We start from the raw sequence: 26579 nt of genomic DNA on the forward strand, positions 1-26579 counted from the left end.
ACTTCTCAGCAAGATTCAGCTTGTAGAGACTCGACTAATTGGATTAATTGCGTCTCGTTGGCACTATACACTTCCTGGCAAAACTCACAGATGGCTTCCGCTTGTTTATCCTTTTCGATAATGTCTTTTAATTCATCGACCCCAAGGAATTTTAAAGCTCCTAAGGCCCGTTCAAAAGAGCAGTCACAATCAAAACGCAGCATCTGCACAGCTGGAAAAATTTCTAGACCCATATCTCCGAGAAGTTCCTGAAAAATATCTTCTAGACCCTTTCCTGCTCGTAAAAGGGGTGTAAATCCCGTTAATTTTCGCAATCTCGACTCTAAACGAGCCACCAAGACCTCATCCCTGGCGGCCTCTTTCGAGAGAACTTGTAATAAAATTCCCCCAGCTGCCGTTACTCCTGTGGTCGTACCGACAAAAACCCCCACTTGCAAAGCGGAGGGAATTTGTTCCGACTGGTCTAGGTAGTAGGCGATATCTTCCCCCACTTCCCCAGAAACTATCTCGACGATGCTTTCCTGAAGTTCATTTCTCTCCTCACCTTTTTCTTCCCGCAAGACTCGCACATAACCTTTGTTACCCACGGCGCGACCCACATCTAATTTACCCTGAGCATTGGGGAGTAATTCCACCTGGGGACAGTCCACATAACCCCGCACCGTGCCATCGAGTCCAGCATCAACTAAAACACCGCCTAGGGGACCGTCGCCTTTAATGCGAATATTGACCCTAGAACCGGGTTTTTTTAAACTGGAAGCCAAGAGTAAAGCCGATGCCATCGTGCGACCGAGAGCGGCAGTGGCTACGTTAGATAATTTATGTCTTTGGCGGGCTTCTTCGGTTAAACGAGTGGTAATCACTCCTACTACTCTAATTCCGCCATCGGCGGCCGTGGCGCGGATTAATTTATCTGCCATACTACTTACTGTTATCCTTGGAAAACGCTGTCCCGATTTTTAGTTATTCTTTAACTAACTTAACAAAAATTATCAGACAACAATATGTTCGGCAATTTTCAACAAAGTCAGCTGCGTATCGAAATCTCGGCCCGTGAACAGGCTATCCGGGATAGTTTGCTCAAAACTGCTCATCTCCGTCAATGGCTGTGGCCGCAAATGCTCTCGCCCAATCTACCCGATAAATTAGAGGAAGGTTTGACTTTTACCTCTTGGTTAGGTTTAATTCCCGTACAACATCAGGTTTTATTGGCCAATGACCAGTGTTTACGCTTGCTTTTGAGTCAAGGTATCGATGGCTATCACGAATGGTATTGGGGCGATGGTTGGTTACAATCGCGTTTAGAAGGCATTTCTTTCCTTCCCCTCAATCTCGGTCAAACTCTCAGTTTGTTGAAATTACGACTATTTTTGAGCAATCAAAAGTTAGAAGTGAAGGATTTAGGAGTGGCTAGTAAGTAAATCGCACTTTAAAAACCCAATTATGGATTGTCTCTCCCCGCTGCTCACTCTCCTACACCGGGAGAGTGGCTGCACTATGCAGGCCCTGGACTAATGACAGGCTAAGAACAGGGGTCTTCCCCCGACATTTGAGATAAAATCGATCTAGTTAAAAATTTAATTCCGAAACTATGTTCGACGCACTGGCCGACCGCTTAGAAGACGCATGGAAAAAATTACGAGGTCAAGATAAAATCTCCTCGGCCAATATACAAGAAACCCTCAAAGAAGTCCGGCGGGCCTTATTAGAAGCAGATGTTAACCTACAGGTAGTCAAGGGATTTATTGCTGAGGTCGAGAAACAAGCCCTCGGCGCTGAAGTTATTTCTGGAGTCAATCCCGGTCAGCAATTTATCAAAATTGTCTATGATGAATTAGTTAAAATTATGGGGGAAAGCAACGTTCCCCTAGCTCAGGCCGATAAACCCCCCACCGTAATTTTAATGGCCGGGTTGCAAGGGACAGGAAAAACCACCGCCACCGCCAAATTAGCCCTATATCTCCGCAAACAGTCCAAAAGCTGCCTGATGGTGGCCACCGATGTTTACCGTCCCGCGGCCATTGACCAATTAATCACCCTCGGTAAACAGATAAATGTTCCCGTCTTCGAGATGGGTTCTCAGGCTAATCCCGTCGATATCGCCCGTCAAGGTGTGGAAAAAGCCAAAGAATTGGGCGTAGATACCGTTATCATCGACACCGCCGGTCGTTTGCAAATAGACACCCAGATGATGGGCGAACTAGCACAAATCAAGAAAATTGTCAAGCCCGACGACACTTTATTAGTGGTGGATGCCATGACCGGTCAGGAAGCGGCCAGTCTTACCAACACTTTTCACCAACAAATCGGCATCACGGGGGCAATTCTCACCAAACTTGATGGCGATACTCGCGGTGGTGCGGCCTTATCAGTGCGGCAAATATCGGGACAACCGATTAAATTTGTTGGGGTTGGCGAAAAAGTAGAAGCTTTAGAGCCATTTTATCCCGATCGCCTTGCCAGTCGCATCCTCAATATGGGTGATGTCCTGACGCTAGTGGAAAAAGCTCAGGAACAGTTAGACCTAGAAGACGCGGCCAAAATGCAGGCCAAGATTTTAGAGGCTAAGTTTGATTTTAATGACTTCCTCAAACAGATGCGGCTGTTAAAAAATATGGGTTCCCTGGGGGGAGTCTTAAAGTTAATCCCCGGTCTGGGCAAACTGAGCGGTACAGACATCGAAAAGGGCGAAAAAGAGTTAAAACGCACGGAAGCGATGATTAATTCCATGACCACGGAGGAACGCGCTAACCCCGATTTATTGGCTAAGTCTCCTAATCGTCGTCGTCGCATTGCCAAAGGTTCGGGACATCCAGAAACGGAAGTGACCAAACTAATTGCTAATTTCACCAGAATGCGATCGATGATGCAACAGATGGGACGGGGACAAATGCCCGCTATGCCGGGGATGCCCGGTATGGGTGGCGGAATGTTTGGGGGTGGCAATCAACCGGGGTTCCGCGGTCAGGGTGGCAGCCCGAAAAAACCAAAGAAAATCAAGAAAAAGAAAGGTTTTGGCGATTTATAGAGGCTAAAAATGTTGAAATCCAGAGCTTAAACTGAGGTTTCTACCGTCGGCTAATTTTATCTCTTTCCCGGGGACAATTTGACCGATTATCGCCCCCTCTTCCCCCACTTTCTCGAGCAATTCTCTGGCACTGTCCGGAGGCAAACACAAAACTAACTCAAAGTCTTCACCGCCGTATAAAGCCCATTCTAGAGCTTTTTCGGCTCCTACATATTCTTTCAGGGTTGGATGCAGGGGAATCCTCTCGATTTCGGCACCAACCCCACTACAGCGACAAATTTGCATGATGGCATCTGCTAACCCGTCACTGCTATCCATGCCCGCGATGGGAAATTGCTTGACAATTTTTTGTAAATGTGGTATGCAATCGAGTCTCGGTCGCGGCCGTTGATGAGCTTGGATTAATCGCTTTTTTTGGGCGGAATTTAAATTCCTCCCGGTTTCAGGGTGAAAGAGTAACTCTAATCCAGCCCGCGATAAACCGTGATAACCAGTAATAACGATACTATCGCCAACTTTTGCGTTAAAACGTCTAATTTCTTCATTTTTTGCCACTTGTCCCAGGGCAGTGATACTGATGTTAATCTCCGTGGCCCGACAGACATCGCCACCAACGATCGCCGTCTGATATACTTGCAGACAAGAGCTAAGACCCCGATAGAGTCCTTCTAGCCAATCGATGGCTAGATCGGGAGTTAAAGCCAATCCTACCGTAATTCCCAGGGGTTCTGCCCCCATAGCCGCTAAATCGGATAAATTAGCCGCCGCCGCTCGCCAGCCCACATCTTCCGGAGAGGTAGTAAGATTGCTAAAGTGGACGTTATTAACTAAAACATCAGTGGTGACAACGAGAGAGTAACCCTCTTTGATCGATAAAATCGCCCCATCATCACCGATAATCTCCGCAGGACAATATTTTTGCAGAATCGGTAGCAATCCCTGTTCACCCAAATCTTTAACGGTTAAATTCATAATTTCTGGGAATTGAACAATGCAGCTTCTAAAAAGTCTTTAGTTAGGGTTTGCGGCAAAAAGTTTTTCGTGGGGGTAGGGTGTGGGGTGTGGGGTGTGGGGTGTAGGGTTTTATCCATTTTCAGGTGGTCAATTACCTAATTTTCAGGGAAAAAGTCCCTAAAATTTCCCCCCAATCACTCCAATGGTCGGCACTTTTTGAGGGAAAAAAAGTCTAAAAGCGTTATCCAACAAGGTTTTTAGATTTATTCAGCAGACCCTAGTTAAGAGGATTGGCGCTGATTTTTTCGTAGGCGCGATCGATAATTCCCCGACCGCGCAGAAAGCCGGTATTAGCCCCCGGACAAAGATAGGAGAGGGTTTCCGGACTAAAACGGTCTAAAATAGCCCTTTGCGATCGCAATTGCCGCAGCCAGTGGAAAGTTTTCGCGGTCTGTAGGGGTTGCGGTTGACCCTTAGTGTCGGGGAGAAGATGACGACCGGTAAATAAAACCCCCCCGTGACGCTGCCAGTAGAGACAGGAGGAGCCGGGAGAATGGCCGGGAGTCCAAAAACCGCTACAAGTAGGAGATAACTGGATTTGCTGCTGAAAAACGGTAATTTGACGGTGAGGAAGCAGATAAGCTTCCTGTTCCTGTAGAATAATCTCACAATCAAGTAAACTTTGCAGAGAATCGCTCTGTTTACCCTGACCCCCGCGATGGGTAAAAAATAGGTAACGGACACCCTTTTCTAGGAGAAAATCTCGCTCGCTCTCCTCACAGCTAGGACAATCCACCAGAATATTGCCGGTATTTTCTACAATAAGATAAGAGGTTCCCCCTAGGGTTTCCCGATTAGGCGAGAAAGCGTATAAACCTTCTAGAATTAATCGAGGGGGTTTTGTGGTTTTGCTAACCTCTAAAGGAGACGATTCGGTTTCCGATCGCATGGTTTGCCTATCCAAATCACAATCAATGCGGTTTATAACTTAGCACGATCGATGACCGGGCCGGCTGAAATTAGCCGCCTTTTACTCAAGAGAAAAGAGCCGATATGGAAATGTGGTTGTTATTAGGGATTCTTGGTGGTTTCACTTATTTTATCGTCAAGCGTAGCGTGGCCAAAATCACGACAACACCAATTTGGTTAATTTGGTTAGTCCTGATGACTCCGGCTCTTATTTGGACCGGCTGGACGTTAATCTATGGAGAGGATACCCCCATGCCGGCATTTTTGCTGATCGGTCCTTTTGTGATCTGCCCTTTTTTGTATTGGTGGCTAGTACAAATGGGTCGGATTACTCCCCAAGAAAGCCCCCCATCACCAGCGGAAACAGCGAATTTAGTCCTAGAAAATCTTGATAATCCTGCACCTAAAAATGATTTAAAACCGATCACTGCCGAAGAGGAAAAATACCTAAGAGATTGTTTTCCTTGGGGTGTTTATTATCTGCAAAATATCGATTATCGTCCCCAAGCAATTCTCTGTCGGGGGAAATTGCGAGCAGTTCCCGAAGAAGCTTATCAAGTGATTAAAAACAATGTGGAAAAGGTTTTTGGTGATCGCTTTTTATTGCTTTTCCAAGAAAGTTTTCAGGGACAACCTTTTTTCGCTCTTGTGGCTAATCCCTGGCAGCAAAAAACAGAAACCATAGAAACTGAAAAAGTTACTCGCCCCCTTCTTGCCCTGGGTTTATTGTTATTAACTATCTTAACTACCACAGTGGTCGGTGCGGGATTAAGTGGCATTACTGCCCAACAATTAGAAAATAATTCTAGTTTATTATTGCAAGGTTTACCCTACAGTTTAGGCTTAATTGCTATTTTAGGACTGCACGAATTCAGTCATTATTTTACAGCAGTTAAATATAAAATTAAAACTACCTTGCCCTATTTTATCCCCATTCCTTTCTTCCTAGGCACCTTCGGGGCTTTTATTCAAATGCGATCGCCTGTACCCACCCGCAAAGCTTTATTTGATGTGGCGGTGGCCGGTCCTTTGGGGGGTATAATTATCGCTATTCCTCTACTGTTTTGGGGGTTGTACCTCTCGGAAATAGTTCCCCTAACTAATCAAAGCAGTTTATTAAATTTTCAGGCGTTAAATCCGCAGTTTTCTTTTCTCTTGTCTATCCTAGCTAAACTAGCCCTCGGCAGTAATTTAATCGCCGGAAAAGCGATCCATTTACATCCTTTAGCGGTAGCTGGTTATGTAGGAATTATCGTTACAGCCCTAAATTTAATGCCCGTGGGTCAATTGGATGGTGGTCATATTGTTCACGCCATGTATGGGCAGAAAACCGCCATAATTATCGGTCAATTAACTCGATTATTCATGTTTATTTTAGCCCTAGTGCAACCAGATTTTTTACTCTGGGCGATTATTCTCTTATTAATGCCAGTCAGCGATCAACCAGCTTTAAATGATGTCACCGAATTGGATAATAAACGAGATTTATTAGGTTTATTTTCCCTGGCTTTATTATTAAGTATTTTGCTCCCCCTTCCCGAAGCGGTGGCCCGTTGGTGGGGAATGTAAGCGACTGCATCAATCAACCTGAGTTCTGGGAAAATTATCGGTCAGTTAGGGAATAAAATCCCTATCTCCTACGTCAAGTGAGTTCGATGATCCTCACCCTCGATCACTTTAATCCACAAAGCTGAAGGTTGACAAACGCTCACAGATCACTGATATATGGTTCTCAAGGCTAATTCTCAGAGAAAAAAGCGAGTTTCTCTGAAAGGGAAGTTAGGCAAATCTAGGTTAAAATTGCTGGCTATTCCGCTAATTTTGGCGAGTTTAGGCTGGTTATACCACGATTTACGTCAGCAGTGGCTAAAACCGGAAGCGATTTTTGTTTTGGGAGGTCATGCCGATCGAGAACGTTTTGCGGCAAAATTGGCTAAGGAATATCCCGATCTACCGATTTGGGTGTCTTCCGGTAGTCCGCGACGATATGTGAGAAAGATTTTTAAAAAAGCGGGAATTCCCCCAGAACGTCTCCATCTCGATTACAATGCGCGAGATACTGTCACTAACTTTACTAGCCTAGCCGATCAACTGAAAGCCCAAGGTATTGATAGTGTCTATCTAGTCACTTCCGATAATCACATGAGAAGGGCGCGATTAGTGGGAGAAATTGTTTTTGGTAGTCGCGGAATTATGATTAAACCGGTGACTGTTCCCTCCCAATCACCCCCCGAACCCCTAGAAAAGTCCCTCAGAGACGGTTTTAGGGCAATATTATGGGTAATAAGCGGTTCCACCGGGGAATTTTGGCTAGAATCCGCTTCTAGTTCCCATCTCCGATCAAAATAAAATTATCTTGACAAAATACTCACTTTATGTTAAGCAAAAACACCATTTTCGCCATCCTATTGATTTTTGTGCCTATATCGATCGCCGGTTCGCTGTTACACTGGGGCGGAACAGTTGTTTTTATCACCGCTTGTCTAGCCATTATCCCCCTAGCGGCCTACATGGGGGAAGCCACGGAAGCGATTGCGGTGGTGGTCGGGCCAAATATTGGCGGTTTGATGAATGCCACCTTTGGCAATGCCACAGAATTAATTCTCGCCTATGTCGCTTTGCGGGAAGGTTTCATCGATGTGGTAAAAGCGACGATTACTGGCTCAATTATCGGTAATTTACTCTTAGTTATGGGATTATCGATGTTTTTAGGCGGTTTACGCTTCAAAGAACAGGAATTTCAACCAATAACCGCTCGTTTAAATGCCTCAGCCATGAATTTAGCGGTGGTGGCGATTCTTTTACCCACTGCCGTGGAATTTACCTCCACGGGAGTCGGGGAAGCAGTCCTGCAACGTCTATCCGTGGCCGTGGCAGCGGTGTTAATTTTCGTCTATGGTTTAAGTCTCTTGTTTTCCATGAAAACCCACACCTATCTCTACGATGTCGGGGTTGCCGGTATCGAGGAGGAAAGCGCCAGAGAAAGAGCCGCAAGGCCGAAAGTCTGGTTTTGGTCTTTGATTTTATTGATCGTTACCATCGCCGTGGCCGTAGAATCGGAGTTATTGGTGGCATCCCTAGAGGAGGCTACGGAACAGCTAGGTTTAACGGCGCTGTTTACCGGGGTAATTCTTTTGCCTATTATCGGTAATGCGGCCGAACACGCTACGGCTGTCACCGTCGCCCTTAAGAATAAAATGGATCTATCGGTATCTGTGGCCGTCGGTTCCAGTATGCAGATCGCCCTGTTTGTGGCTCCAGTTTTGGTTATCATGGGTTATATTATCGGTCAGCCCATGGATCTAAATTTTAATCCCTTTGAGTTAGTGGCAGTGGCTGTAGCGGTGTGGTTGGCTAATTCGATTAGTAGTGATGGGCGATCGAATTGGTTAGAAGGAATGTTACTCTTAGCTACCTATGCTATCCTGGCCTTGGCTTTCTTTTTCCATCCTCTCACCGCTTAAAGTTATTTCTTGGAGATATATAGACAATGACGGACGCTTTCGCTTAAGGGAGTGGTAAAACTGGCAATTTCGAGGATTTTACCACCAGCTTTCCCTAAATTCTTCTCTAAACTCGAACTATCCTCCGACGACCACTGACCACGATAGAGGATAGCGATTCCGGTCTTTTTCAGGAAAGGCAAAGCATAGTTAACACAGATATCCACATTAGCTACCGCTCGCAAACAGACGATATCGTAAGCACAGTTATGTTTAGGGTTTTTCCCGACGATTTCCGCCCTACCTAAACGAGTTTTCGTGTTATTTAACTCTAATTTGTCAATAACTTCTTCAAGAAAATTAATCTTTTTTTGGGTGGAATCCAAGAGAGTCACCGACCAATGGGTATATGCGATCGCAATTGGCACCCCCGGAAATCCGGCCCCAGTCCCCAAATCGATGACTGATAGGGATTTTGTCAATAAATCTGGCTGGGATTTTTGTAACCAAGCTAAACCCGATAAAGAATCCCAAAGATGTTTTTCCCAAAACTCCTCCGGTTGGGTAATTCGAGTGAGATTACAACGTTGATTACCCTCTAAAATCAAGTCATAAAGTTGTTGAAATCGCGCTTGTATGGCCCCATCGGGTTGCCATTCTAGGGTTTCTTGCCAAAGGTCAAATAATTCAGGAAGGATCATTAATTCAGTAATCAAGGTCAGGAGACAGGAGACAGGAGACAGGAGATGGGGGAAGTGGGGAAGTGGGGAAGTGGGGAAGTGGGGAAGTGGGGAAGTGGGGAATTTCAACTAAAAACCCCAAAACCCTAAAACCTCAACTATCTGTTTTTTCACTTTTTAATTCCCTCAAATGTCCTTGTTCAATTTTCCAGTGACGGTCAGCAATGGGGAGTAATTCTCCGGCATCGTGACTAACTACTAATAAAGTCCAGTGTTGTTTGAGACTAGCGAGAAGTTTAGCCAATTGACGACGCATCGACCAATCTAAACCGGCCGTAGGTTCATCGAGAAGTAACAGATTAGGCTGCCGGATTAACTGGACAGCGAGAGATAAACGACGCTGTTGACCCCCACTAAGATTGTGGGGAGAAGTATCCAGAGGAATATTTTCTAATCCTACCTCCTTTAAGGCCGCCGTTAGGCGATCGCTTTTAATTTCTGGATGACCGAGACGCAACTCCTCAAGGATGGTTTTACCGCAAAAATGACGTTCGGGAAACTGAAAAACGATTCCTCCTAATTGTTGCAGGTGCAGCACCGTTAATTCTTGGTCGCGCCAGTGAATCGTCCCTCCTGTTTTATCGGCAAAGCCTGCTAAAATTTCCAAAAGAGTCGTTTTTCCGGAACCACTGGGGCCAACAATCAGACCTAATTCTTGGGGGGCTAATTCGAGATTAATCCCCTGTAAAATGGGATTGAGGGCAGCGGGGGGATGATAAACCACATCTTTGAGATAAAGCATTGACAGGAAAATAACTGGAAATTAAGTCTAGAAACTCGTTTCTATTGTGACAGATTTTTTCATTCGCTCAAGGAGACTTTTAACCATGGCGCTGCGGTTAGGTTTAACGAAAAAAATGGCGATCGGTGCTTCGCTGGCTGTTATGGTAGTGGTTAACTGGATTGGTCCCGGTTTAGCTGGAGATCCTTTCCGCAAAACCAATCCCCGACCGATTGGTGATAAGACCGAGGCCGCTTTTAACGCTATTTTTAAACAAGGTAACTATCTAGAGGCAAAAAAATTAATTGTTGAGGCCACAGAAAAGGAACCCCAAGAACCTTTGTCCCATGCTATGCGCGCCTCTCTTGCTTTTACCGACCAGGATTGGAACACCCTAAAAACCTACTCCGAGAAAACTAAGGAAGCGGCCAAGCAAATGCAGGCCAGCGACCCCTTAAGGGGAAATTTGTATCTCGCGGTGGGGAGTTTTTTGGAGGGAACCTACGTTTTTCAAACCGAAGGAGCAGTATCGGCTATCCCCAGACTACAACAGGTGTTTCAGTATTTGGAAACCGCAGAAAAGGTTAATCCTACGGATCCGGAATTGAACCTGTTAAAGGGTTATATGGATTTGATTTTAGCGGTTAATCTGCCCTTTTCTAGTCCTCAAGAGGCAATTCAACGGCTAGAAACCTATGGGAGTCCTGATTACTTGGTTGATCGAGGTATCGCTCTAGCTTACCGGGATTTAAAGCAGTACGATCAGGCTTTGCAGTTTATCGATAACGCTCTGAAAGCGACCCCCGATAATCCGGAATTAATGTATCTCAAAGGTCAAATCCTAAGAATTCAAGGCAATACGGATAAAAATACTGGCTCTTTGAAATTGGCATTAGATTACTTTAATAATGCCCTGAAAAAACAGGAACAACTCCCCGAATCGGTCAAAAAACAGTTAAATCGCGAACACCGTAAGGTACAGGAGGAGATTAAATCCCTAGAAAACACAGCTAATCGTTGAAAAAAGCCTATTATCAGTTATCAGTTTTTGAAGGCAAGAGGCAGCCGTCAAGGGTGCATCTCACATTTGCAGGAATACCGACAATCAGGAATTGTCAGTGACTCTTAGATGATGACAAATGTATCAGCAGCTGCCTGTAAGCATCTCACCGAAAAGCTAATGCGCTCCGGGGTTTGGGGGGTAGAACCCCCCAAAAGCTGGGATTGAGTGATAAAATCGGAAGTAATGCCCGATTTTAGGCGAGAGTTTCGCCGTAAAAATCCCAATTGGTAGATTTACAAAAATGAGATGCACCCGCCGTCCAATTTTGCCAAAACAGAAAATCTCCTCTTATGGTATATAAAGTAAAGGATTATTAAGCTTCGCGGAAGTTTATTAATTAAAGTTCAAAATATATTGACAAAAAAATTGGCTTGTGGTAAGGAGCAGAATTTAGCCAAACCTCCTAGCTGATTTCTTGTCAAGGGTTCACCTAAGTGTAATTGGAGATTTCATGACGGCAACGACGGATAAATTGCATGGGGAGTTGATCACCTCGATCGAGCCAGACTTTAAACTGAAAGATATTATTAAAACCATTCCCAAAGAATATTTCCAGAAAGACCCAGTTAAAGCTTGGTTTGGAGTGATTACGAATATTTTGGCGGTCATTGCGGGTTATGCAATGCTAGTTTATTCTCCCTGGTATTTACTGCCTTTAGCTTGGATTTTCACTGGTACAGCTTTAACGGGATTTTTTGTGATCGCGCATGATTGCGGTCATCGGTCTTTTTCCAATCGACCCTGGGTTAATGATCTTGTCGGTCATATTTTCCTCTTACCGCTTATCTATCCCTTCCACTGCTGGCGTTTCCTGCACGATCGCCATCATACTAAAACTAACATGGTAACTATAGATAATGCTTGGGATCCGTGGGAATTAGAAGCTTTTAACTCGGCCAATCCCTTAGTGCGTCTCTTTTATCGCGGCATTCGCGGACGTTTCTGGTGGCTTGGTTCGATCGCCCACTGGGCTATTCTACACTTCAACATCGAACAATTCAAAGAGAACGAACGGGAAAAAGCGCGCTTTTCGATGATTGTCGTCCTAGTTTTTGCCGCTATTTTTTTCCCAACCCTAATTTTCTACACTGGTGTTTGGGGATTGGTTAAATTTTGGGTGGTACCTTGGTTTGTCTATCATTTTTGGATGAGTACCTTTACCCTTGTCCATCACACAGACCCCGATATTCAATTTTCCTATCCCGAAGACTGGAATCAAGCTTTAGCGCAACTAGAAGGGACAGTTCACTGTAGCTATCCCCGTTGGGTAGAAATTCTCTGTCACGATATTAATGTCCATATCCCCCATCATATCTCGACGGCGATTCCTTCCTATAACCTCCGCAAAGTTCACGCTAGTCTCAAAGAAAATTGGGGTAGTCACCTGAAAGAAACCGAGTTTTCTTGGGCATTAATGCAGCGAATCGTTGATTATTGCCATATTTTCGACTCCGAAACCGCCTACAAAACCTTTAAGGAAAGCCGCGGTTAAATCAGTGATCAGTGATCAGTTATCAGTTATCAGTGGGTAAGTTGTCAGTGATCAGATTTGAGTTTTAAGTGACAGTATTAAATAGGGTTTGCGGCAAAAAGTTTTTCTTGGGGGCAGGGTGTGGCCCCCCCAACCCCCCCGACATCGGGGGGGCAGGTGGGGTGTAGGGTTTTACCGATTTTCAGGTGGTCAACTACCTAATTTTCAGGGAAAAAGTACCTGAATTTTCCCCCTGATCACTCCCAGTCCTGGACTTTTTGATTGACAAAAAGTCTAAAAGTTTTACCCAACAAGGTTTTTAGATTTATTTCAGCAAACCCTAAATAGAAGTTTCCTATTACTGTTGACTGATCACTGAAGAAAGATTACCAGTAACTGCGTTTACCATTGGGCATAACTGTTAACCAATTGGTTTTTGCCAGGGCGATTTGTTCTTGAGTTACTTGGGCATCAGAGAGATTAGCCCCGCAAAGATTAGCATCTTTGAGATTAGCGTAGCGAAGATGGGCGCCGGTGAGATTAGCCCCGCGTAAATCGGCCTTTTCTAGGTCTGCATAACCGAGATAGGCATTATTTAAATTGGTACTTTTGAGAATAGCTTGACTGAGATTAGCCCGGCCCAGATCCGCATTGGACAGATTTGCCCCTTGTAAATTAGCTCCTGTTAATTTGGATTGACAGAAATTGACGCCCAAAAGTTTGGCTTTGGCCAGATTGAGATTTGGTAATTCCTCTTGGGCGAAATTGCGCCGGCCGTTATTGTAAGCATCGAGAATCGCTTTTTCATCTAAGCGGGGTTTTTTCTTCAGTAAGGTTAGCTCTGTGCTGCTGCGGGCTTGACTTTTAGTCAATACATTTGTATTAGACAGTGAAAAAGCCATCTGTCCCCCCAGCATATTATCTGGAGAGGCCTCTGGATTTTTATTTTTGGGACGAAATTTAGACTTGAGAGGGACAGAAACGGAGGAAGTGGCTATCGAACCTGAATCTTGTCGGGGGGGCTGGGAAGTAACCATTGGAGCGGCGATTAAACTTTGGGCTAGACTATCGGCATAAGCCGTCATGTCTAAAGCATCCATTACCTCTTGGGCGGATTTGTAGCGATGACGGACAGAGACTTCCAGCATTTTTTTCAGGACTTTAGCAAACTGGGGACTCACCTTGACTAATTTTTCCCAGAGTAATTCACCTGTATTAATATCAACTTCGATCGCTTTAGGAGATTTGCCCGTGAGTAGATAGAGACAGGTAGCTCCCACCGCGTAGATATCACTAGCGTAAACGGGACGCATGGCCATCTGTTCGGGGGGGGCAAAACCTTGGGTACCCACGGCAAAATTAGTGAAAGCGGTTTGAGAATCGGCATTGGCCATGACGCTATTAACTGGATTTTTGACAGCCCCGAAGTCAATCAGAACCAATTTTCGGTCTGTTTGCCGACGAACTAGGTTAGCGGGTTTGATATCCCGATGAATTACCTTTTGCTCGTGGACATATTTCAAAATCGGCAAGAGTTCACTTAAAAACTGTTTGACTCCCGCTTCGCTAAACGGTCCGCGTTTTTTGACCTCTTGGTGCAGGTTATGACCTTTAACGTATTCTTGAACTAGATAAAACTGTTGATTATCTTCAAAATAGTCCAATAATCGGGGAATCTGCGGATGAACTCCCAGTTTTGCCAAGGTGGCCGCTTCTCGATCAAAAAGTTCCCTCGCCATGCGAAAAACATTAGCATCTTGAGGGGGAGGTTGCAGTTGTTTGACCACACAGAGGGGCTTATCTGGTAGGGACAGATCCGATGAAACAAAAGTTGCCCCAAACCCACCTTTCCCCAAAATGCGTAGGGTTTGATAGCGGTCGTGCAGAAGAAGTTTTGAACCGCAACTCTCGCAGATTAACGCTGTCGGGGCGTTTTTCGGTTGAGTACAGTTGGGATTAAGGCAGTAGGTCATCTAGAATCACCAATTGACCGATCTTTTTTACTAACACACCTTAACAATGCACTTTAAGAGATTCTCCTCAAGGGGGGGTATCTCCCAAAGTCTAAAGCCAGAGGCCTCAGACAATCAAAGCGCCTGTAACGCCTTTTTTGTTTGACGCTCCCCGCTCTAAAAAGACGGGGATTCTTCGTTCATTGAGTCTCCGTTAGCAAGCAGGATTTCTCCAACCAACCAAGAGGGAATCTCTCCCGAAGCGTTTAAAGTTTGCGTGCGCCCCACGCTACTTAATCCCTTTTGCAAGATGTTTAAAGCGGCGTTTCTGTCTCGACAATCTGTATATCCACAATGAGGACAAACATGGGTTCGAGTAGATAGCGACTTTTGGACTTTTTGTCCACAATTAGAACAATTTTGAGACGTATTATGAGGTGAGACAGCTATAGTTAACTTGCCGTATTTGTCCCCAAAATACTCTAGCCATTGCCTAAAAACAGACCATCCTGCATCGGTTATCGACTTCGCTAAATGACGATTCTTGACCATGCCTTTGATATTCAAGTTTTCATAGGCGATTAAGTCGTTAGACTTAACTAAACGGAGTGCCACACTCTTGACAAACTCTTCTCGTTGCCTACTTACTCTTAAATGTTTCCGAGCATATCGCTTTCTAGCTTTGTGATAATTACGAGATTGTTTTTTACCCTTACGGTATTTCTTTGACTTTTTTTTATTTAATCGGTTTAGTTGTTTTTCAGCTTTTCGATAGTAGTTCGGACAATCAATTTGATGGCCTTCGCTATCTACTAAGAAAAACTTTAATCCCACATCAATCCCAGTGGCTTTCTGGGAAGGTGTTAAAGGCTTAACCGTGTCTCTGGGGTCTAATTTAATGCAGAACTGCACATAGTAACCATCGGCACGATTAAGGATTCTTACCCGTTTAATCTGGTCTGGTTGATAGTAATTAATATCTCTAGAACCAATCAACTTAAGAGTACCAATACCTTTTTTGTCTGTAAAGGTAATATGGCGTTTATCTTTTGATAGCTTCCATCCAGATACTTTATACTCAACAGAACGGGAATGTTTTTTAAACTTAGGGTAGTTTTTCTTTCCTTTAACTTTATTTTGGCAATTATCGTAAAACCGAGTAATTGCCCGCAAGGTTCTTTCTACGGCAGTCTGGCAAGCATGGGAGTTTAAATCATCAACAAATTTAAACTCTTTCCTTAATGCTGTGTTGTATCGAAATAACTCTGTTTTGCCAACACCCTGATTATCCATCCAATAACGCAGGACTTTATTCCGAACAAATTGGGTTGTCCGTATTGCCTCATTAATGGCTTCTATCTGATTAGGTTTTGGCTTAACCTTGTATTCTAGTACAAACATTTTGACATTGCTCGATCGAGTATCAACATCTTAACACAAAATTCCTTAAGTTGACAATACATATTTAAGCGGAGGGCGGGGCTTGTACCCAAATTTTCGGTCAACTAATGTTAGCTTTTCTTGACAATTAATCATCCCTCATCACTTTTTCACTTTTATCAAAGCGGCCCGGGCCTGTTCGCGGTCATCGAAAGGGATTTTTTCCGTCCCCAAAATTTGATAATCTTCGTGACCTTTACCGGCAATAATTACTCCGTCTCCCGGTTGCGCTGCTTGAATAGCGGTGTCAATGGCCAAAGCGCGATCGCTAATTACCTGCACGGTAATTTCTGGGGGAATGCCAGCGACGATATCCTGAAGGATTCGTTCGGGAGACTCTGTGCGGGGATTATCGGAGGTAACTATGGCTAAATCTGCTAATTCTGCGGCTATTTTACCCATTAACGGTCGTTTTGTCCGATCTCGATCGCCGCCACAACCAAAAACACAAATCATCCGACCAGAAATAAAGGGACGTGTTGCTTTTAAAACATTCTCTAAACTGTCGGGAGTATGGGCATAATCAACAATGACGCTGATATCTTGGTCGGGAGCGGTGCTAACCCGTTCCATCCGCCCCGGTACTCCTGAAAACTGGGGAATTTGAGCGATTACTGTCCCTAAATCTACACCACATTCTAACACTGCCGCCACCGCCGCTAAGAGGTTAGCTAGATTATATTGACCCACCAGAGGAGAAGCAAAGGCTATTTCTCCTTGGGGAGTCACCATCACCCCTTGAACTCCCGTGGGTTGATAGTGTAAATCTTTAGTATAAAAATCGGCACGAGCATCGGACACACTATAGGTTAAAACCTGTTGGGGAGACAGGGAGGCCGCTAAACGTTGACCATATTCATCATCAAGGTTAATAATCGCCTTACCTTGCAGATAATCGGGACTAAATAATTTAGCTTTAGCGGCGAAATAATCCTCCATGTCGAGGTGATAATCGAGATGGTCCCTGGTGAGATTGGTAAACACCGTCACGGGAAAAGTACAACCCTGTACCCGTCCCTGGGCCAGTGCATGGGAACTAACTTCCATGACGGCGATTTCATTGCCGGCGCTCACCGCTTTGGCTAAACTGGCTTGTAACTCGTTAGCGAAAGGGGTGGTATGATTAGCGGTTTCTTGGAATCCTTGCCAACGGGTGTAAAGAGTCCCGAATAAAGCGGTGGGAATCTCTGCTTGGCTGAGAAAATATTCAATTAAATGGGTGGTGGTGGTTTTGCCGTTGGTTCCCGTCACACCGATTAATTTTAGGGTAAGGGCCGGATAATGATAGAATTTAGCAGCGATCGCAGCAGCGGCAGTAACTAAATCTGCCACAACCATTACCGAAGCATCCTCCGGGGGGGGAAATTTAGCTGCGGCTGCCGGGGAGATAATCGCCGCTACGGCCCCGGTTTCCAAAGCGGAACGCCAAAATTCGCCCCCATCGACGCGAGTACCGGGTAAACCGATAAATAAATCTCCCGGTTGACAAGCATGGGAATTAGTAGAAATTCCTGTAATCTCGGTAATAGAAGCGATAGGAGAAGAAATCGGGGAAACCAGAGGGATAGTTGTTAAAAGTTCTTGTAGTTTCATAGTCAGGATTGAATCTAAGGATTGCTGCTTTTAGATTAGCCGATCATCGAAGAGGTTCCTAGTCCGAAATGGGAAGTGGGGGTGTGGGGAAGTGGGGTGTGGGGAAGTGGGGTAGTGGGGTAGTGGGGAAGTGGGGTAGTGGGGTAGTGGGGTAGTGGGGTAGTGGGGTAGTGGGGTAGTGGGGAAGCTGTCTCATCACCCTATCACCCTATCACCCTATCTCCTGCCTTTTGCCTTTTGCCGACCGGCTCCTGATATCTGCGATAAGCTAAAAAAAACAAGGCTATAGCTTGTCAACTATTGACGATTTTCTGCTGACTATTTTCGGGATATTTATATGCAATTCGTCGATTTTCTGGCTCTCATTCATCCTGTCCTAGGGATAGTGGTCGTTTTCCCTATTATCGGCCTCGTAGTTAACTTTGCTTGGCAAACCCGTCAACGTCGCTTAGAAACCAATGCGGGAAATAAAAGTAAAATTCCCCCAGTGGTCGGGCCAGAACATCTACGCTTAGGCCGCTGGTTAACGGGTACAGTGGTAGGGGTTAACCTGTTAGCACTAGCTTACTCGGTCGTTTACGGGTTTAATGGTTTTGTCGATCAACAAAAAGAGGGAAAATTAGACTCCTTTCAGGTCTTTTTTGTGATTTTGATGTTTTTTGTCACCATTGCCTCTTTGGTCTGTCTCTACCGCGCTAGACAAGGCCTCTGGCGCGGAATTTTTGCCACCTTGACTGGCATGGGTTTAATTATTATCGGTGCTCAGGATGGGGTCTGGCGACTCTCGGCCCAATGGTACTGGTCCCACTACTATATCGGCATGGCGGCATCATTACTGATGATTTTCTCTCTGGCCATTGTCGAAGATATCTATAAAGACCGTTCCCATCGTTGGCGCATCGCCCATACAATTCTCAATTGTATTGCTCTGGCTCTCTTTCTGGGACAAGCCATGACCGGTTCCAGGGATTTGCTGGAAATTCCCCTCAGTTGGCAAAAACCGGCAATTTATCGCTGTGATTTCGCCAATAAAACCTGTCCTGAACCGAAATCCTCAACCCCCCCCACCAACCCGATAAGTTAAACTTTTTTAGGGACTGGGAGAGGGTGAAGCAGTCGGGAAATAATCACACATAGATTCACCCGGAAGGGTATCGATGGGTTCCTCACACCAATTGGCAATCTGACCAAGTCGGGGAAATTGGGGTTTCAGGTCATAGATTAATTCAGTCCATTCTACCCCTTGGGTAACAGCTACAGCACCGCTACTTGAGAGACAGCCTGAAATTTGGCCCCAATTTTTACCCCAGGCAGCACCGATAAAAGTACCATTATCGGTTTTACCGAGGGAATAGTCAGGAGCAAAGATAAACGCTTGTAGTGTTTGGTTTCCTTTCAGACAAATTTGCGGATTGGCGGAACCTAATCCATTATCGGCATAAATCTGTAGATTGCCCGGTTTACAGCCAGTCACACTACCACAATCGTGTTCGATCGCACCGTTAATGTTACCTTTAACATAGAAAACTACCCGGTCCCCCGCAGTAATGGTAATCTTCTCGCCATCATCCAAGTCGATATCATCAAAGATATACTCGTACACTCCGCTGGGAGATGCTGTGTCTCCCGTTCTGGGAAAAGTTTCAGAACTGGTAAGGTCTCCTAGGCTTGGAATACCGGTGGGAGTCTCCGGTAAATTGGGGAAAAACACACCGACAACTTGTGCTTTGTAGGGGGGGGTTCCAGTGCTGGGCGTTGGAATCTTATCCTGCTTAATATCACATTCTGGCCACGCCACAACCTCCACCACATCCCCTTCAAATTTAGCACCATCGTCCGCCGTTCCCTCACTTATCCATAAAGCTGGGACCGTGGTGCGGTTAAATGCGTGGTGAGGGGCATCAAGAATAGGGATAGTTACCACCACGCGGTTACGGGAGGCGGCATTATCGTCACTATCTCTATCGATAGTAATGTTAGTTATGTCTGTTGCGGCACTTTTGCGGGAAAGTCCTTCGAGGGTGAGAACTCCCATGCCAGTATCAATACGATAATTGTATTCAACCACGCGATAATAACTATTATTACCGAGATCAACCCATTTATCTGCGCTCAAATCTCTTAATTCATTGATTTTTTTCTTCAAGGTAACAGCATCGTTGGGATTACTACAGGAGGGGGCGGCGTCGACTAATTTTTTTAAATGTTTTTGTAAATCGGTGGGATCAGTATCCACATCATATCTGGCGTTCTGCCAACAATCGCCGGAAGTACAATTCCTATCAACCGTCGCCATAACTCGAACACTATTGAGTAGATCCTGCACGCGAGCCAGCCCCACTTCGGAACTTGTTAAACTATCAGCCCGGGCTTTTTGGGCAATTACTTTCGATTGGTCCCCTTGGGCGCGCATGATCATAGTCATTCCTGTCACCATCAGGATAAGTCCAATTAACACGGCAAGAGGCAAGGCAAACCCTTTTTCCTTATTAGCCATCAGGTGAAGACATAAACGATTGTTCATAAGCCAGTTCATCTAAGAATGGTTACTTCTATTATAATAATAAATAGCTGGTTATAATTAAATTGAAGATGGATTTTGGGTTCGATCCCCCCTGCCCCCCTTGATAAGGGGGTGCAGCTCCCCCCTTATTAAGCGGGGTATCTGACAGTTTTTAACACCTAACTACTGATCAAGTTTTGCTCAAGTGACAACTGTGATAATACAGGAATAGCCATGTGAGTAAAATCACAGACAAAAGCCAGTTGATAGGATAATCAGCCAGTAATTTTTCGATAAGTAGGTAGGCGTTAAAAATTATCAGACACCCCCCTTATCAAGGGGGGACTAAGGGGGGATCGGCACCCCCCTTATCAAGCGGGGCAGGGGGGATCGGCACCACCCTTATCAAGGGGGGACTAAGGGGGGATCGAACCTAAAATCCATTTTAAATTTAACTATAACCAGCTACTTAAGTATTTTCGATTTTTGACGTAACTAAAGGGCTGTTTTTCGATGCAAAAATGCCCGACAAATTAAGCCTATACCCCGAAAAAAGCTGATAATTAACAACCAAAGGGATTGTAATTCTCCTGCCGTATTTTTCACTGGCCAGCGCTGGGGACGACAGAATAAAAAAGTAATTAGTTTTCTCTGGTCTGATAGGGTAAGTGGCTGGAATTTAAGGGTTGCTTGCCAGATTTTTCCTCGTTTTTCTAGATTGACTAGATGAGACGATAGGCGCAAATCTTCGCCTAAAATATCTAGGAGTAATTTTTCTGAGTAGATGGGTTCCCTCAGGTGAATTTCTGCTCCTATTTCTGAAAGTTTTTTCAGATTGCCCTGCATAATTATATCCGATTCTGTTATCAAGTTAACAGGATATTCTAGCAATTGGTATTGAGTTTCTAGGGTGAGGGGAGCTTCCAATAAAGCCACTAAAGCAGTCATGATAATAACCACGTTATATATAGCCAAAATCAAGCCAAAATTTAGGGGACTTGCTTGATAATTGTGATGGCGTAAATTAAAGAAAATACTAATTAAGGTAATGGTGAGAAAAAACAGTAATGGGTAGGATAAACGCCAATTATATTGATAATTTTTACGAGCAATTCCCTTCGGTGTCACCTGAAATCCTTTGTCAAAGGGTTTCCAAAGAACATGGAGAACTGTTAGGGATGTAGGTACACAAATAATCATCGATAGTACCTCAGAAAAAATAATGGAGCGCGAGCGAGAATTTAACCAGTGATAAGTGGCTAACTGCAGCATCATGTAGGGTAAAAATATATAGATTGTCTCATGGATGGTAATGTTCAAAGGTACGATATAACCAAAGGTATAAAGGAGAGGAATAAGGAGAGAAAATAAACGAGCTAAGGGAGAAAACCAAGATAATATTCCTTCTAAGTGTGCCAATCTTTGTGGTAGAGTTAGTCCCGCAATTTTTAGGGGATTAGCTTTGATAAAAAAGGCCTGTAAAGTTCCCCTTGCCCAGCGCAATCTTTGCCGTAAATAAGCTGATAAACTTTCGGCAGATAAACCAGCGCTGAGTTTTTCATTTAAGTAAATAACTTCATAACCTTTGGCAGAGATAGCAATCCCAGTGAAATAGTCTTCACTAATAGATTCTATATTAAAGTAGCCCACTTCTTCTAAGGCCTTTCTTCTGACAATAAAAGAAGTACCAGCACAGACAGGACTACCCACCCCATCTTTAGCTGGTTCGATATGACGATAAAATAATTCTTCGTCGGGAGTAACGATATTTTCTAAACCTAAGTTATAGGCGATAGGATCGGCATTATAAAAGCTTTGAGGCGTTTGCACTAAGGCAATTTTTTGGTTTTGAAACCAGCCAACAGTTCTTTCTAGAAAATTCCGACAAGGGATAAAATCTGCGTCAAAAACTACCACTAATTCCCCTTGAGTTTGTCTGAGAGCATGGTTTAAATTGCCTGCTTTAGCATTTTTTTTATCCTCACGAGTCAGATAATTACAATTTAATTTTTCTGCTAATTCATAAATTTCTGACCTCTGGGTATCATCGAGAATATAAATATTTTTATGAGGATAATTAAGGGCTTGACAACCGATAATAGTTCTTTTTAAGATAAAGGCTGGCTCATTATAGGTGGGAATCAGAATATCTACCGTGGGCAAATACTGTTTATTGATCACTGCTTGGCTATAAAAATCAGCTTCTTGGCTTCTATCTTTCGTGGTTAAGACTAAAACTAACTGAATTATGCTACCACTTAAAACTATCATCTCAATGCCTAAAAGCAGTAAACTAAAAAAGCCATTGAGAGGGGTGGAAAGATTTAAGGTTTCCAGAATCCTCCAGAGTAGATAGCGCAGGGTGATAGCGAGAGTGATAGAAATAATGACTAATCTTGACCAAACTTGCGGACGCGGAGACAAGAAAATGATTAACTGCGTAAAAATTAGCAGGATAACCGTGGGTAATAATAATTGATAGCTATGAGCAACCGTGGGAACTTTAATCCAAGCAAATGGATTAAAAAAATCTTCTACTAAGCCAAGTATTAATCGATCAATATTGTGTTCTGGCCAACATAATGATAAACTGACCATCATTAGCCCGCCGATCACTGCTAACATAATTAAAATAACTGATATTATCGCTAAAATCGACTTGAATACGGAGTAATATGCTGGTTTTTGAGGGAACGGAAAAATCGATTCTTGGTTAGACATAAATCCCCTTCTGAGTAAATAAATCTAACTACATTTTACAATTCTTAACAAAAACCTGTGCATTTTTGGCAATGACAGGAGCGCTCTCCACCAAAATGCTACATTTTGTATCAAGCCGAAGATGAAACTGGCAAGAAAAAGTGTAGAAATAGTATACTTCGGTTAACCGTGAGGAAAAATTAATCTATGATAGCCGTCAAAATCGCCGTTGTTAGCGCTCTCGTTTTAGTTGTGGTCAAATTCGTCGCTTCTGCTCTAGGCAAAGGCAATATACCCCTGCTTAATCAGGCTGTCACCGTGATTTTAAGCCTTTTTATCGGTTTTGAGTTGATTCAACTAGGACAAGCGGTGATTGAAAAGATTAATTAAGGGCTAAACGGGCCAGATAGAAGCTAGTAATAGTTTTAGCATCGATCGATTCTCCCCGTGCGATCGCCGATTCCATTTCCTCAAAACTCATCAAAACCACTTCTAGATCTTCATCGACATCTTGAGCGGGGGGCAAGCTTAATTTTTCCAGATCCTGGGCTAGAAAAGCATAGATGTATTCATCGGAATAACCGGGTGCCAGGGCAAATTTACCCAAAGATTGCCAATTGTGCGCCCGATAGCCCGCTTCTTCCTCTAATTCTCGTTTTACCGTCGTAGCAGGGTCTTCTCCTTCATCAATCGTTCCGGCGGGAAATTCCAGAATTCGAGCTTGCAAACTAAATCGATACTGACGTACTAAAACCAATTGACCTTCCTTGGTGATTGGAACTGCTAAAGCACCCCCCGGATGACGGACACATTCCCATTCTCCCTCGACACCGTTAGGTAAACGCAGTTTCGAGACTTCAAATTGAAAGACGCGACCTTGATAAAAAAGACGTTGTTGGAGAAATTGAGGCGGTTCAGACATAGAAAATTTTCAACTAGGACTTTAAGAATTAATATCAAGAAATGTTGCTTTTGTCACCGGTGTTTCAGGTTATAATGGGAAATGCTGTCTTTACAGGTTAAATCTTTTTCGAGAAACCCCATGGCAAAAAAATCGATGGTAGAACGCGAGAAAAAACGCGCTCGTCTCAGACAAAAATACGAAGCTAAAAGAGCGGAACTAAAAGAACAATTCCGCACCGCCGAGGATTTTGAAGAAAAACTGGCAATTCACCAAAAATTACAGGAATTACCCCGCAATAGCGCTCCCAGTCGTCACCGCAACCGTTGTTTAACGACCGGCAGACCGAGAGGATACTATCGCGATTTTGGTTTATCCCGCAACGTTTTACGGGAATGGGCCCACCAAGGTCTTTTACCCGGTGTGGTCAAGTCTAGCTGGTAGTCAGAAACAATATCTAGGGAAAATACCGTGATAGAGGCGTGGTTTTTGCGTCTCTATTGCCGTTTTTAGGCAATTTTAGCGATAAAAAAACCCTCGATCGAGCGATCGAGAGTTAACCATGAACAAAAAATTCACCTAGACTACAGTAGCAGCCTTACGGGCAGCGGCGGCCTCATCGGGATGAATACCGAGACGGGTGAGATTGAGACGACCTTTACTATCGATCTCCCGTACCTTGACTAACACCTCATCCCCCACGGCCACTTCATCCTCGACCTTGCCGACACGTCCCTCGGCCAATTGGGAAATATGGATCATTCCCTCTTTTCCTGGCAAAACTTCCACAAAAGCGCCGATTTGGATAATGCGAGTCACGCGACCGAGATAAACCTCACCCTCATTGAGTTTGCGGGTCATATTGTAGATCAGTCGTTTAGCTTTTTCGGCCTGTTCCCCATCGGTGGAGGAAATGGTGACAGTACCATCGTCATCGATATCGATTTTCGTGCCAGTCTGTTCAGTAATCCCTTTAACCGTCTTACCACCCGGCCCGATTACTAACCCGATCAGATCTGGATCGATCTTGATCGTCAATAACCGGGGTGCGTGGGGAGATAATTCCGTGCGCGGTTTTTCTAGGGTCGCTAACATCTTCTCTAGGATATGTTTGCGGGCCGGTAAAGCTTGTTTGATCGCGTTGGCCACCACTTCCATGCTTAAACCGGGGATTTTCATATCCATCTGGAGAGCGGTGATGCCGGAATCAGTGCCAGCCACCTTAAAGTCCATATCTCCCAGAAAATCCTCGATACCCTGGATATCGGTCAAAATCCGCACTTCTTCCCCTTCTTTAATTAAACCCATGGCCGCACCGCTAACGGGTTTTTTCAGGGGAACACCGGCATCCATCAGCGCCAGGGTGGAACCGCACACGGAACCCATGGAGGTGGAACCATTAGAAGAGAGGACTTCCGACACTACCCGCAGCACATAGGGAAATTCCTCCTGTGGGGGAAGGACAGGTACGATCGCTCTTTCCGCTAAAGCACCGTGACCAATTTCTCGACGGCCGGGAGAACGCATGGGACGGGTTTCACCGACGGAAAAGGGTGGAAAATTGTAGTGATGAAGATAGCGCTTTTCATCTTCGGGATGGAGATCGTCCCCTAAATCCTGAGCATCACCGGGGGTGCCAAGGGTGGCGATCGAAAGCACTTGGGTTAAACCGCGATTAAACAGGCCGCTACCATGAACCCGACGGGGTAAAACTCCCACCCGGCAAGAAATCGGGCGTACTTCGTCCAGTTGGCGACCATCAACCCGCACCCCATCCTCAATAATTTGGGCGCGCATCAGTTTTTTGGTCAGATCCTTGAAGAGATTACCGATTAACTTGGGTTCTTCCAGCGTTGGAGCTTTTAAGGGATCTTCATCGGGGAGAGCGGTTATAGTTTCCTTGAGCCGATTTTCGATCGCCGCTAATTTCTCATCCCGTTCGGTTTTGCTGAGGGTAAACTGAGAGAGAATCTGTTTAATTTCCTCTTTAGCTTGTTCTTTCAGGAAATTATGCACGGTTTCGTTTACTGCCGGCGCTTCTCGGGTGACGAGGGGAATACCCAACTGATCGATCAATTCCCGTTGAGCGGTGATCAGGTCGCGGACCGCTTCATAGCCAAAATCGATCGCCTCAATAATATCCCGTTCTGGTAACTGATTAGCTCCCGCTTCGATCATCACCACCCCTTCAGGACTACCGGCCACCACTAAATCCAATTCTCCGTTATGGATTTCCTTGTAGGTGGGATTGATGATAAATTCATCCCCTAGTAAACCGACGCGCACCGCTGCCATCGGCCCTTGGAAGGGAATACCTGCCAACAAAACCGCCACGGAAGCCCCGGTAACGGCCAAAACATCCGGGGGTACTTCCTCGTCCATGGAGAGGGTCGTAGCGACCACCTGAATATCATCCCGTAGCCAACTGGGGAATAGAGGCCGCAGGGGGCGATCGATCAAACGACCGGTCAGAATTGCTTTTTCCGGGGGACGACCTTCACGACGCAAAAATCCTCCCGGGATGCGCCCGGCGGCGTATAATCTCTCTTCGTAGTCAACGGTCAAGGGCAGGAAATCTACTCCTTCTCTGGCTTTGGCTGTGGTTGCTGTCACTAAAACCGCCGTTTCTCCCGATTGGATCAGAACACTACCGCCAGCTTGGGGGGCTAAAAGCCCTATTTTTAGTCGAATATCCCTGCCATCAAAGGATATTGACTTGTCAAACTCTTCCATGTAAAGCTATATTCCTTTCTTTCACTTTTCTCTGTGCTGTGGCAATCCTAGCATTTTTTGTCCCCCTTTCTGCCAGGTTTAGTATTCAGTGATCAGTTATCAGTGATCAGTTATCAGTGATCAGAGTTGAGTTTTCAGTTGGCTGATTACTCTTTACCGTTTACCGATCACAGCAAAAAAGCTCCCCACTTCCCCAATCCCCCAATCCCCCAATCCCCCACTTTTAAACAGGATTTAACATTAGAGTTCTTGCATAATTAATTTTTGAGAGGGCAAAAATGAGAAAAATAAGCATAAAATTGCATAAAATAACCAAATAGAGCATTTAATTGATTAATGCTCATTCTTAATTCTCCTGACTACTGACT

24 protein-coding genes are annotated in these 26579 nt (G+C 44.7%); 10 read left to right on the forward strand and 14 right to left on the reverse strand.

Annotated features, from left to right (window positions below):
- Positions 1 to 5 precede the first annotated feature (5 nt).
- Positions 6 to 920: an Hsp33 family molecular chaperone HslO gene (gene hslO, locus O9332_RS06630; protein WP_002759591.1), complete on the reverse strand. Its 915-nt coding sequence runs from the start codon at positions 918 to 920 to the stop codon at positions 6 to 8.
- Positions 921 to 1004: 84 nt separating this feature from the next.
- Between hslO and O9332_RS06635 the strand changes: the two genes are divergently transcribed.
- Positions 1005 to 1421, forward strand: coding sequence for a hypothetical protein (locus O9332_RS06635; protein ID WP_002759593.1), 417 nt, complete (start codon positions 1005 to 1007; stop codon positions 1419 to 1421).
- A 170-nt stretch (positions 1422 to 1591) separates the two neighbouring features.
- Positions 1592 to 3028, forward strand: coding sequence for a signal recognition particle protein (gene ffh, locus O9332_RS06640; protein WP_002759594.1), 1437 nt, complete (start codon positions 1592 to 1594; stop codon positions 3026 to 3028).
- 3 nt (positions 3029 to 3031) lie between these two features.
- On the opposite strand, the gene thiL is transcribed toward ffh, so the two are convergent.
- The 3 genes from thiL to O9332_RS06655 form a co-directional block, all read right to left on the reverse strand.
- Positions 3032 to 4000, reverse strand: coding sequence for a thiamine-phosphate kinase (gene thiL, locus O9332_RS06645; RefSeq protein WP_288024402.1), 969 nt, complete (start codon positions 3998 to 4000; stop codon positions 3032 to 3034).
- Positions 3997 to 4119, reverse strand: a complete 123-nt coding sequence (locus O9332_RS06650) for a hypothetical protein (protein WP_288024429.1) — start codon at positions 4117 to 4119, stop codon at positions 3997 to 3999. The genes thiL and O9332_RS06650 overlap by 4 nt, the downstream gene beginning before the upstream one ends.
- Before the next feature lie 140 nt (positions 4120 to 4259).
- A complete protein-coding gene (locus tag O9332_RS06655; RefSeq protein WP_288024423.1) occupies positions 4260 to 4931 on the reverse strand; it encodes an MBL fold metallo-hydrolase in 672 nt (223 codons plus the stop codon).
- A 104-nt stretch (positions 4932 to 5035) separates the two neighbouring features.
- Here O9332_RS06655 and O9332_RS06660 point away from each other — a divergent pair, with 104 nt between their 5' ends.
- From O9332_RS06660 to cax, 3 genes are all read left to right on the forward strand, one after another.
- A complete protein-coding gene (locus O9332_RS06660; protein WP_288024405.1) occupies positions 5036 to 6520 on the forward strand; it encodes a site-2 protease family protein in 1485 nt (494 codons plus the stop codon).
- A 156-nt stretch (positions 6521 to 6676) separates the two neighbouring features.
- A complete protein-coding gene (locus O9332_RS06665) occupies positions 6677 to 7300 on the forward strand; it encodes a YdcF family protein (RefSeq protein ID WP_002759600.1) in 624 nt (207 codons plus the stop codon).
- 26 nt (positions 7301 to 7326) lie between these two features.
- Complete coding sequence (cax, locus tag O9332_RS06670; RefSeq protein ID WP_288024409.1) at positions 7327 to 8415, forward strand: calcium/proton exchanger; 1089 nt, start codon at positions 7327 to 7329, stop codon at positions 8413 to 8415.
- 2 nt (positions 8416 to 8417) lie between these two features.
- Here the strand turns inward: cax and rsmG are convergent, their stop codons facing one another.
- On the reverse strand, positions 8418 to 9095 hold the full coding sequence (rsmG, locus tag O9332_RS06675; RefSeq protein ID WP_288024426.1) for a 16S rRNA (guanine(527)-N(7))-methyltransferase RsmG: 678 nt from the start codon (positions 9093 to 9095) through the stop codon (positions 8418 to 8420).
- Positions 9096 to 9228: 133 nt separating this feature from the next.
- Positions 9229 to 9876 (reverse strand): ABC transporter ATP-binding protein, encoded by a 648-nt coding sequence (locus O9332_RS06680; protein WP_002780686.1) that lies wholly within the window; start codon positions 9874 to 9876, stop codon positions 9229 to 9231.
- A gap of 85 nt (positions 9877 to 9961) precedes the next feature.
- Between O9332_RS06680 and O9332_RS06685 the strand changes: the two genes are divergently transcribed.
- Positions 9962 to 10876 carry a Sll0314/Alr1548 family TPR repeat-containing protein gene (locus tag O9332_RS06685; RefSeq protein WP_002759604.1) on the forward strand — a complete coding sequence of 305 codons (915 nt, stop codon included), beginning with the start codon at positions 9962 to 9964 and terminating at the stop codon, positions 10874 to 10876.
- 493 nt (positions 10877 to 11369) lie between these two features.
- A complete protein-coding gene (locus tag O9332_RS06690; protein WP_002759606.1) occupies positions 11370 to 12410 on the forward strand; it encodes a fatty acid desaturase in 1041 nt (346 codons plus the stop codon).
- A 365-nt stretch (positions 12411 to 12775) separates the two neighbouring features.
- Here the strand turns inward: O9332_RS06690 and O9332_RS06695 are convergent, their stop codons facing one another.
- From O9332_RS06695 to O9332_RS06710, 4 genes are all read right to left on the reverse strand, one after another.
- Positions 12776 to 14362: a serine/threonine-protein kinase gene (locus tag O9332_RS06695; RefSeq protein WP_002759608.1), complete on the reverse strand. Its 1587-nt coding sequence runs from the start codon at positions 14360 to 14362 to the stop codon at positions 12776 to 12778.
- 156 nt (positions 14363 to 14518) lie between these two features.
- Positions 14519 to 15742, reverse strand: a complete 1224-nt coding sequence (locus O9332_RS06700) for an RNA-guided endonuclease InsQ/TnpB family protein (protein WP_002759610.1) — start codon at positions 15740 to 15742, stop codon at positions 14519 to 14521.
- Positions 15743 to 15883: 141 nt separating this feature from the next.
- A complete protein-coding gene (locus O9332_RS06705) occupies positions 15884 to 17374 on the reverse strand; it encodes a UDP-N-acetylmuramoyl-L-alanyl-D-glutamate--2,6-diaminopimelate ligase (RefSeq protein WP_288024416.1) in 1491 nt (496 codons plus the stop codon).
- 58 nt (positions 17375 to 17432) lie between these two features.
- Positions 17433 to 17570 carry a hypothetical protein gene (locus O9332_RS06710; RefSeq protein ID WP_196219830.1) on the reverse strand — a complete coding sequence of 46 codons (138 nt, stop codon included), beginning with the start codon at positions 17568 to 17570 and terminating at the stop codon, positions 17433 to 17435.
- 141 nt (positions 17571 to 17711) lie between these two features.
- Between O9332_RS06710 and O9332_RS06715 the strand changes: the two genes are divergently transcribed.
- Positions 17712 to 18458 (forward strand): DUF4079 domain-containing protein, encoded by a 747-nt coding sequence (locus O9332_RS06715; protein WP_002759613.1) that lies wholly within the window; start codon positions 17712 to 17714, stop codon positions 18456 to 18458.
- 6 nt (positions 18459 to 18464) lie between these two features.
- On the opposite strand, the gene O9332_RS06720 is transcribed toward O9332_RS06715, so the two are convergent.
- Both O9332_RS06720 and O9332_RS06725 read right to left on the reverse strand, forming a co-directional pair.
- Positions 18465 to 19898, reverse strand: coding sequence for a DUF7305 domain-containing protein (locus tag O9332_RS06720; RefSeq protein WP_288024419.1), 1434 nt, complete (start codon positions 19896 to 19898; stop codon positions 18465 to 18467).
- 474 nt (positions 19899 to 20372) lie between these two features.
- Positions 20373 to 22598, reverse strand: coding sequence for a glycosyltransferase (locus O9332_RS06725; RefSeq protein WP_002759615.1), 2226 nt, complete (start codon positions 22596 to 22598; stop codon positions 20373 to 20375).
- 186 nt (positions 22599 to 22784) lie between these two features.
- Here O9332_RS06725 and O9332_RS06730 point away from each other — a divergent pair, with 186 nt between their 5' ends.
- The gene (locus O9332_RS06730; protein ID WP_002759616.1) at positions 22785 to 22967 is read left to right on the forward strand and encodes a hypothetical protein; all 183 of its coding nucleotides are present in this window, start codon (positions 22785 to 22787) and stop codon (positions 22965 to 22967) included.
- Here the strand turns inward: O9332_RS06730 and O9332_RS06735 are convergent.
- A complete protein-coding gene (locus tag O9332_RS06735; protein ID WP_002759617.1) occupies positions 22960 to 23499 on the reverse strand; it encodes an NUDIX hydrolase in 540 nt (179 codons plus the stop codon). The genes O9332_RS06730 and O9332_RS06735 overlap by 8 nt on opposite strands.
- Positions 23500 to 23619: 120 nt before the next feature.
- Here O9332_RS06735 and rpsN point away from each other — a divergent pair, with 120 nt between their 5' ends.
- Positions 23620 to 23922: a 30S ribosomal protein S14 gene (gene rpsN / locus O9332_RS06740; RefSeq protein ID WP_002740009.1), complete on the forward strand. Its 303-nt coding sequence runs from the start codon at positions 23620 to 23622 to the stop codon at positions 23920 to 23922.
- A gap of 135 nt (positions 23923 to 24057) precedes the next feature.
- Here the strand turns inward: rpsN and O9332_RS06745 are convergent, their stop codons facing one another.
- The gene (locus O9332_RS06745) at positions 24058 to 26211 is read right to left on the reverse strand and encodes a polyribonucleotide nucleotidyltransferase (protein ID WP_288024421.1); all 2154 of its coding nucleotides are present in this window, start codon (positions 26209 to 26211) and stop codon (positions 24058 to 24060) included.
- Positions 26212 to 26579: the final 368 nt, after the last annotated feature.

This window comes from Microcystis sp. LE19-10.1B, from assembly GCF_027530565.1.
In the GTDB taxonomy this organism is placed as follows: Bacteria; Cyanobacteriota; Cyanobacteriia; order Cyanobacteriales; family Microcystaceae; genus Microcystis; species Microcystis aeruginosa.

Coding starts and splice junctions, on each gene's coding strand:
- O9332_RS06650 (WP_288024429.1), bottom strand. CDS start 4,119: ATGGATAAAACCCTACACCCCACACCCCACACCCCACACCCTACCCCC.
- ffh (WP_002759594.1), top strand. CDS start 1,592: ATGTTCGACGCACTGGCCGACCGCTTAGAAGACGCATGGAAAAAATTA.
- thiL (WP_288024402.1), bottom strand. CDS start 4,000: ATGAATTTAACCGTTAAAGATTTGGGTGAACAGGGATTGCTACCGATT.
- O9332_RS06710 (WP_196219830.1), bottom strand. CDS start 17,570: ATGAGACAGCTTCCCCACTACCCCACTACCCCACTACCCCACTACCCC.
- O9332_RS06665 (WP_002759600.1), top strand. CDS start 6,677: ATGGTTCTCAAGGCTAATTCTCAGAGAAAAAAGCGAGTTTCTCTGAAA.
- O9332_RS06735 (WP_002759617.1), bottom strand. CDS start 23,499: ATGTCTGAACCGCCTCAATTTCTCCAACAACGTCTTTTTTATCAAGGT.
- O9332_RS06700 (WP_002759610.1), bottom strand. CDS start 15,742: ATGTTTGTACTAGAATACAAGGTTAAGCCAAAACCTAATCAGATAGAA.
- hslO (WP_002759591.1), bottom strand. CDS start 920: ATGGCAGATAAATTAATCCGCGCCACGGCCGCCGATGGCGGAATTAGA.
- O9332_RS06635 (WP_002759593.1), top strand. CDS start 1,005: ATGTTCGGCAATTTTCAACAAAGTCAGCTGCGTATCGAAATCTCGGCC.
- O9332_RS06730 (WP_002759616.1), top strand. CDS start 22,785: ATGATAGCCGTCAAAATCGCCGTTGTTAGCGCTCTCGTTTTAGTTGTG.
- rsmG (WP_288024426.1), bottom strand. CDS start 9,095: ATGATCCTTCCTGAATTATTTGACCTTTGGCAAGAAACCCTAGAATGG.
- O9332_RS06690 (WP_002759606.1), top strand. CDS start 11,370: ATGACGGCAACGACGGATAAATTGCATGGGGAGTTGATCACCTCGATC.
- O9332_RS06685 (WP_002759604.1), top strand. CDS start 9,962: ATGGCGCTGCGGTTAGGTTTAACGAAAAAAATGGCGATCGGTGCTTCG.
- O9332_RS06655 (WP_288024423.1), bottom strand. CDS start 4,931: ATGCGATCGGAAACCGAATCGTCTCCTTTAGAGGTTAGCAAAACCACA.
- O9332_RS06715 (WP_002759613.1), top strand. CDS start 17,712: ATGCAATTCGTCGATTTTCTGGCTCTCATTCATCCTGTCCTAGGGATA.
- O9332_RS06720 (WP_288024419.1), bottom strand. CDS start 19,898: ATGAACAATCGTTTATGTCTTCACCTGATGGCTAATAAGGAAAAAGGG.
- cax (WP_288024409.1), top strand. CDS start 7,327: ATGTTAAGCAAAAACACCATTTTCGCCATCCTATTGATTTTTGTGCCT.
- O9332_RS06725 (WP_002759615.1), bottom strand. CDS start 22,598: ATGTCTAACCAAGAATCGATTTTTCCGTTCCCTCAAAAACCAGCATAT.
- O9332_RS06705 (WP_288024416.1), bottom strand. CDS start 17,374: ATGAAACTACAAGAACTTTTAACAACTATCCCTCTGGTTTCCCCGATT.
- rpsN (WP_002740009.1), top strand. CDS start 23,620: ATGGCAAAAAAATCGATGGTAGAACGCGAGAAAAAACGCGCTCGTCTC.
- O9332_RS06745 (WP_288024421.1), bottom strand. CDS start 26,211: ATGGAAGAGTTTGACAAGTCAATATCCTTTGATGGCAGGGATATTCGA.
- O9332_RS06695 (WP_002759608.1), bottom strand. CDS start 14,362: ATGACCTACTGCCTTAATCCCAACTGTACTCAACCGAAAAACGCCCCG.
- O9332_RS06660 (WP_288024405.1), top strand. CDS start 5,036: ATGGAAATGTGGTTGTTATTAGGGATTCTTGGTGGTTTCACTTATTTT.
- O9332_RS06680 (WP_002780686.1), bottom strand. CDS start 9,876: ATGCTTTATCTCAAAGATGTGGTTTATCATCCCCCCGCTGCCCTCAAT.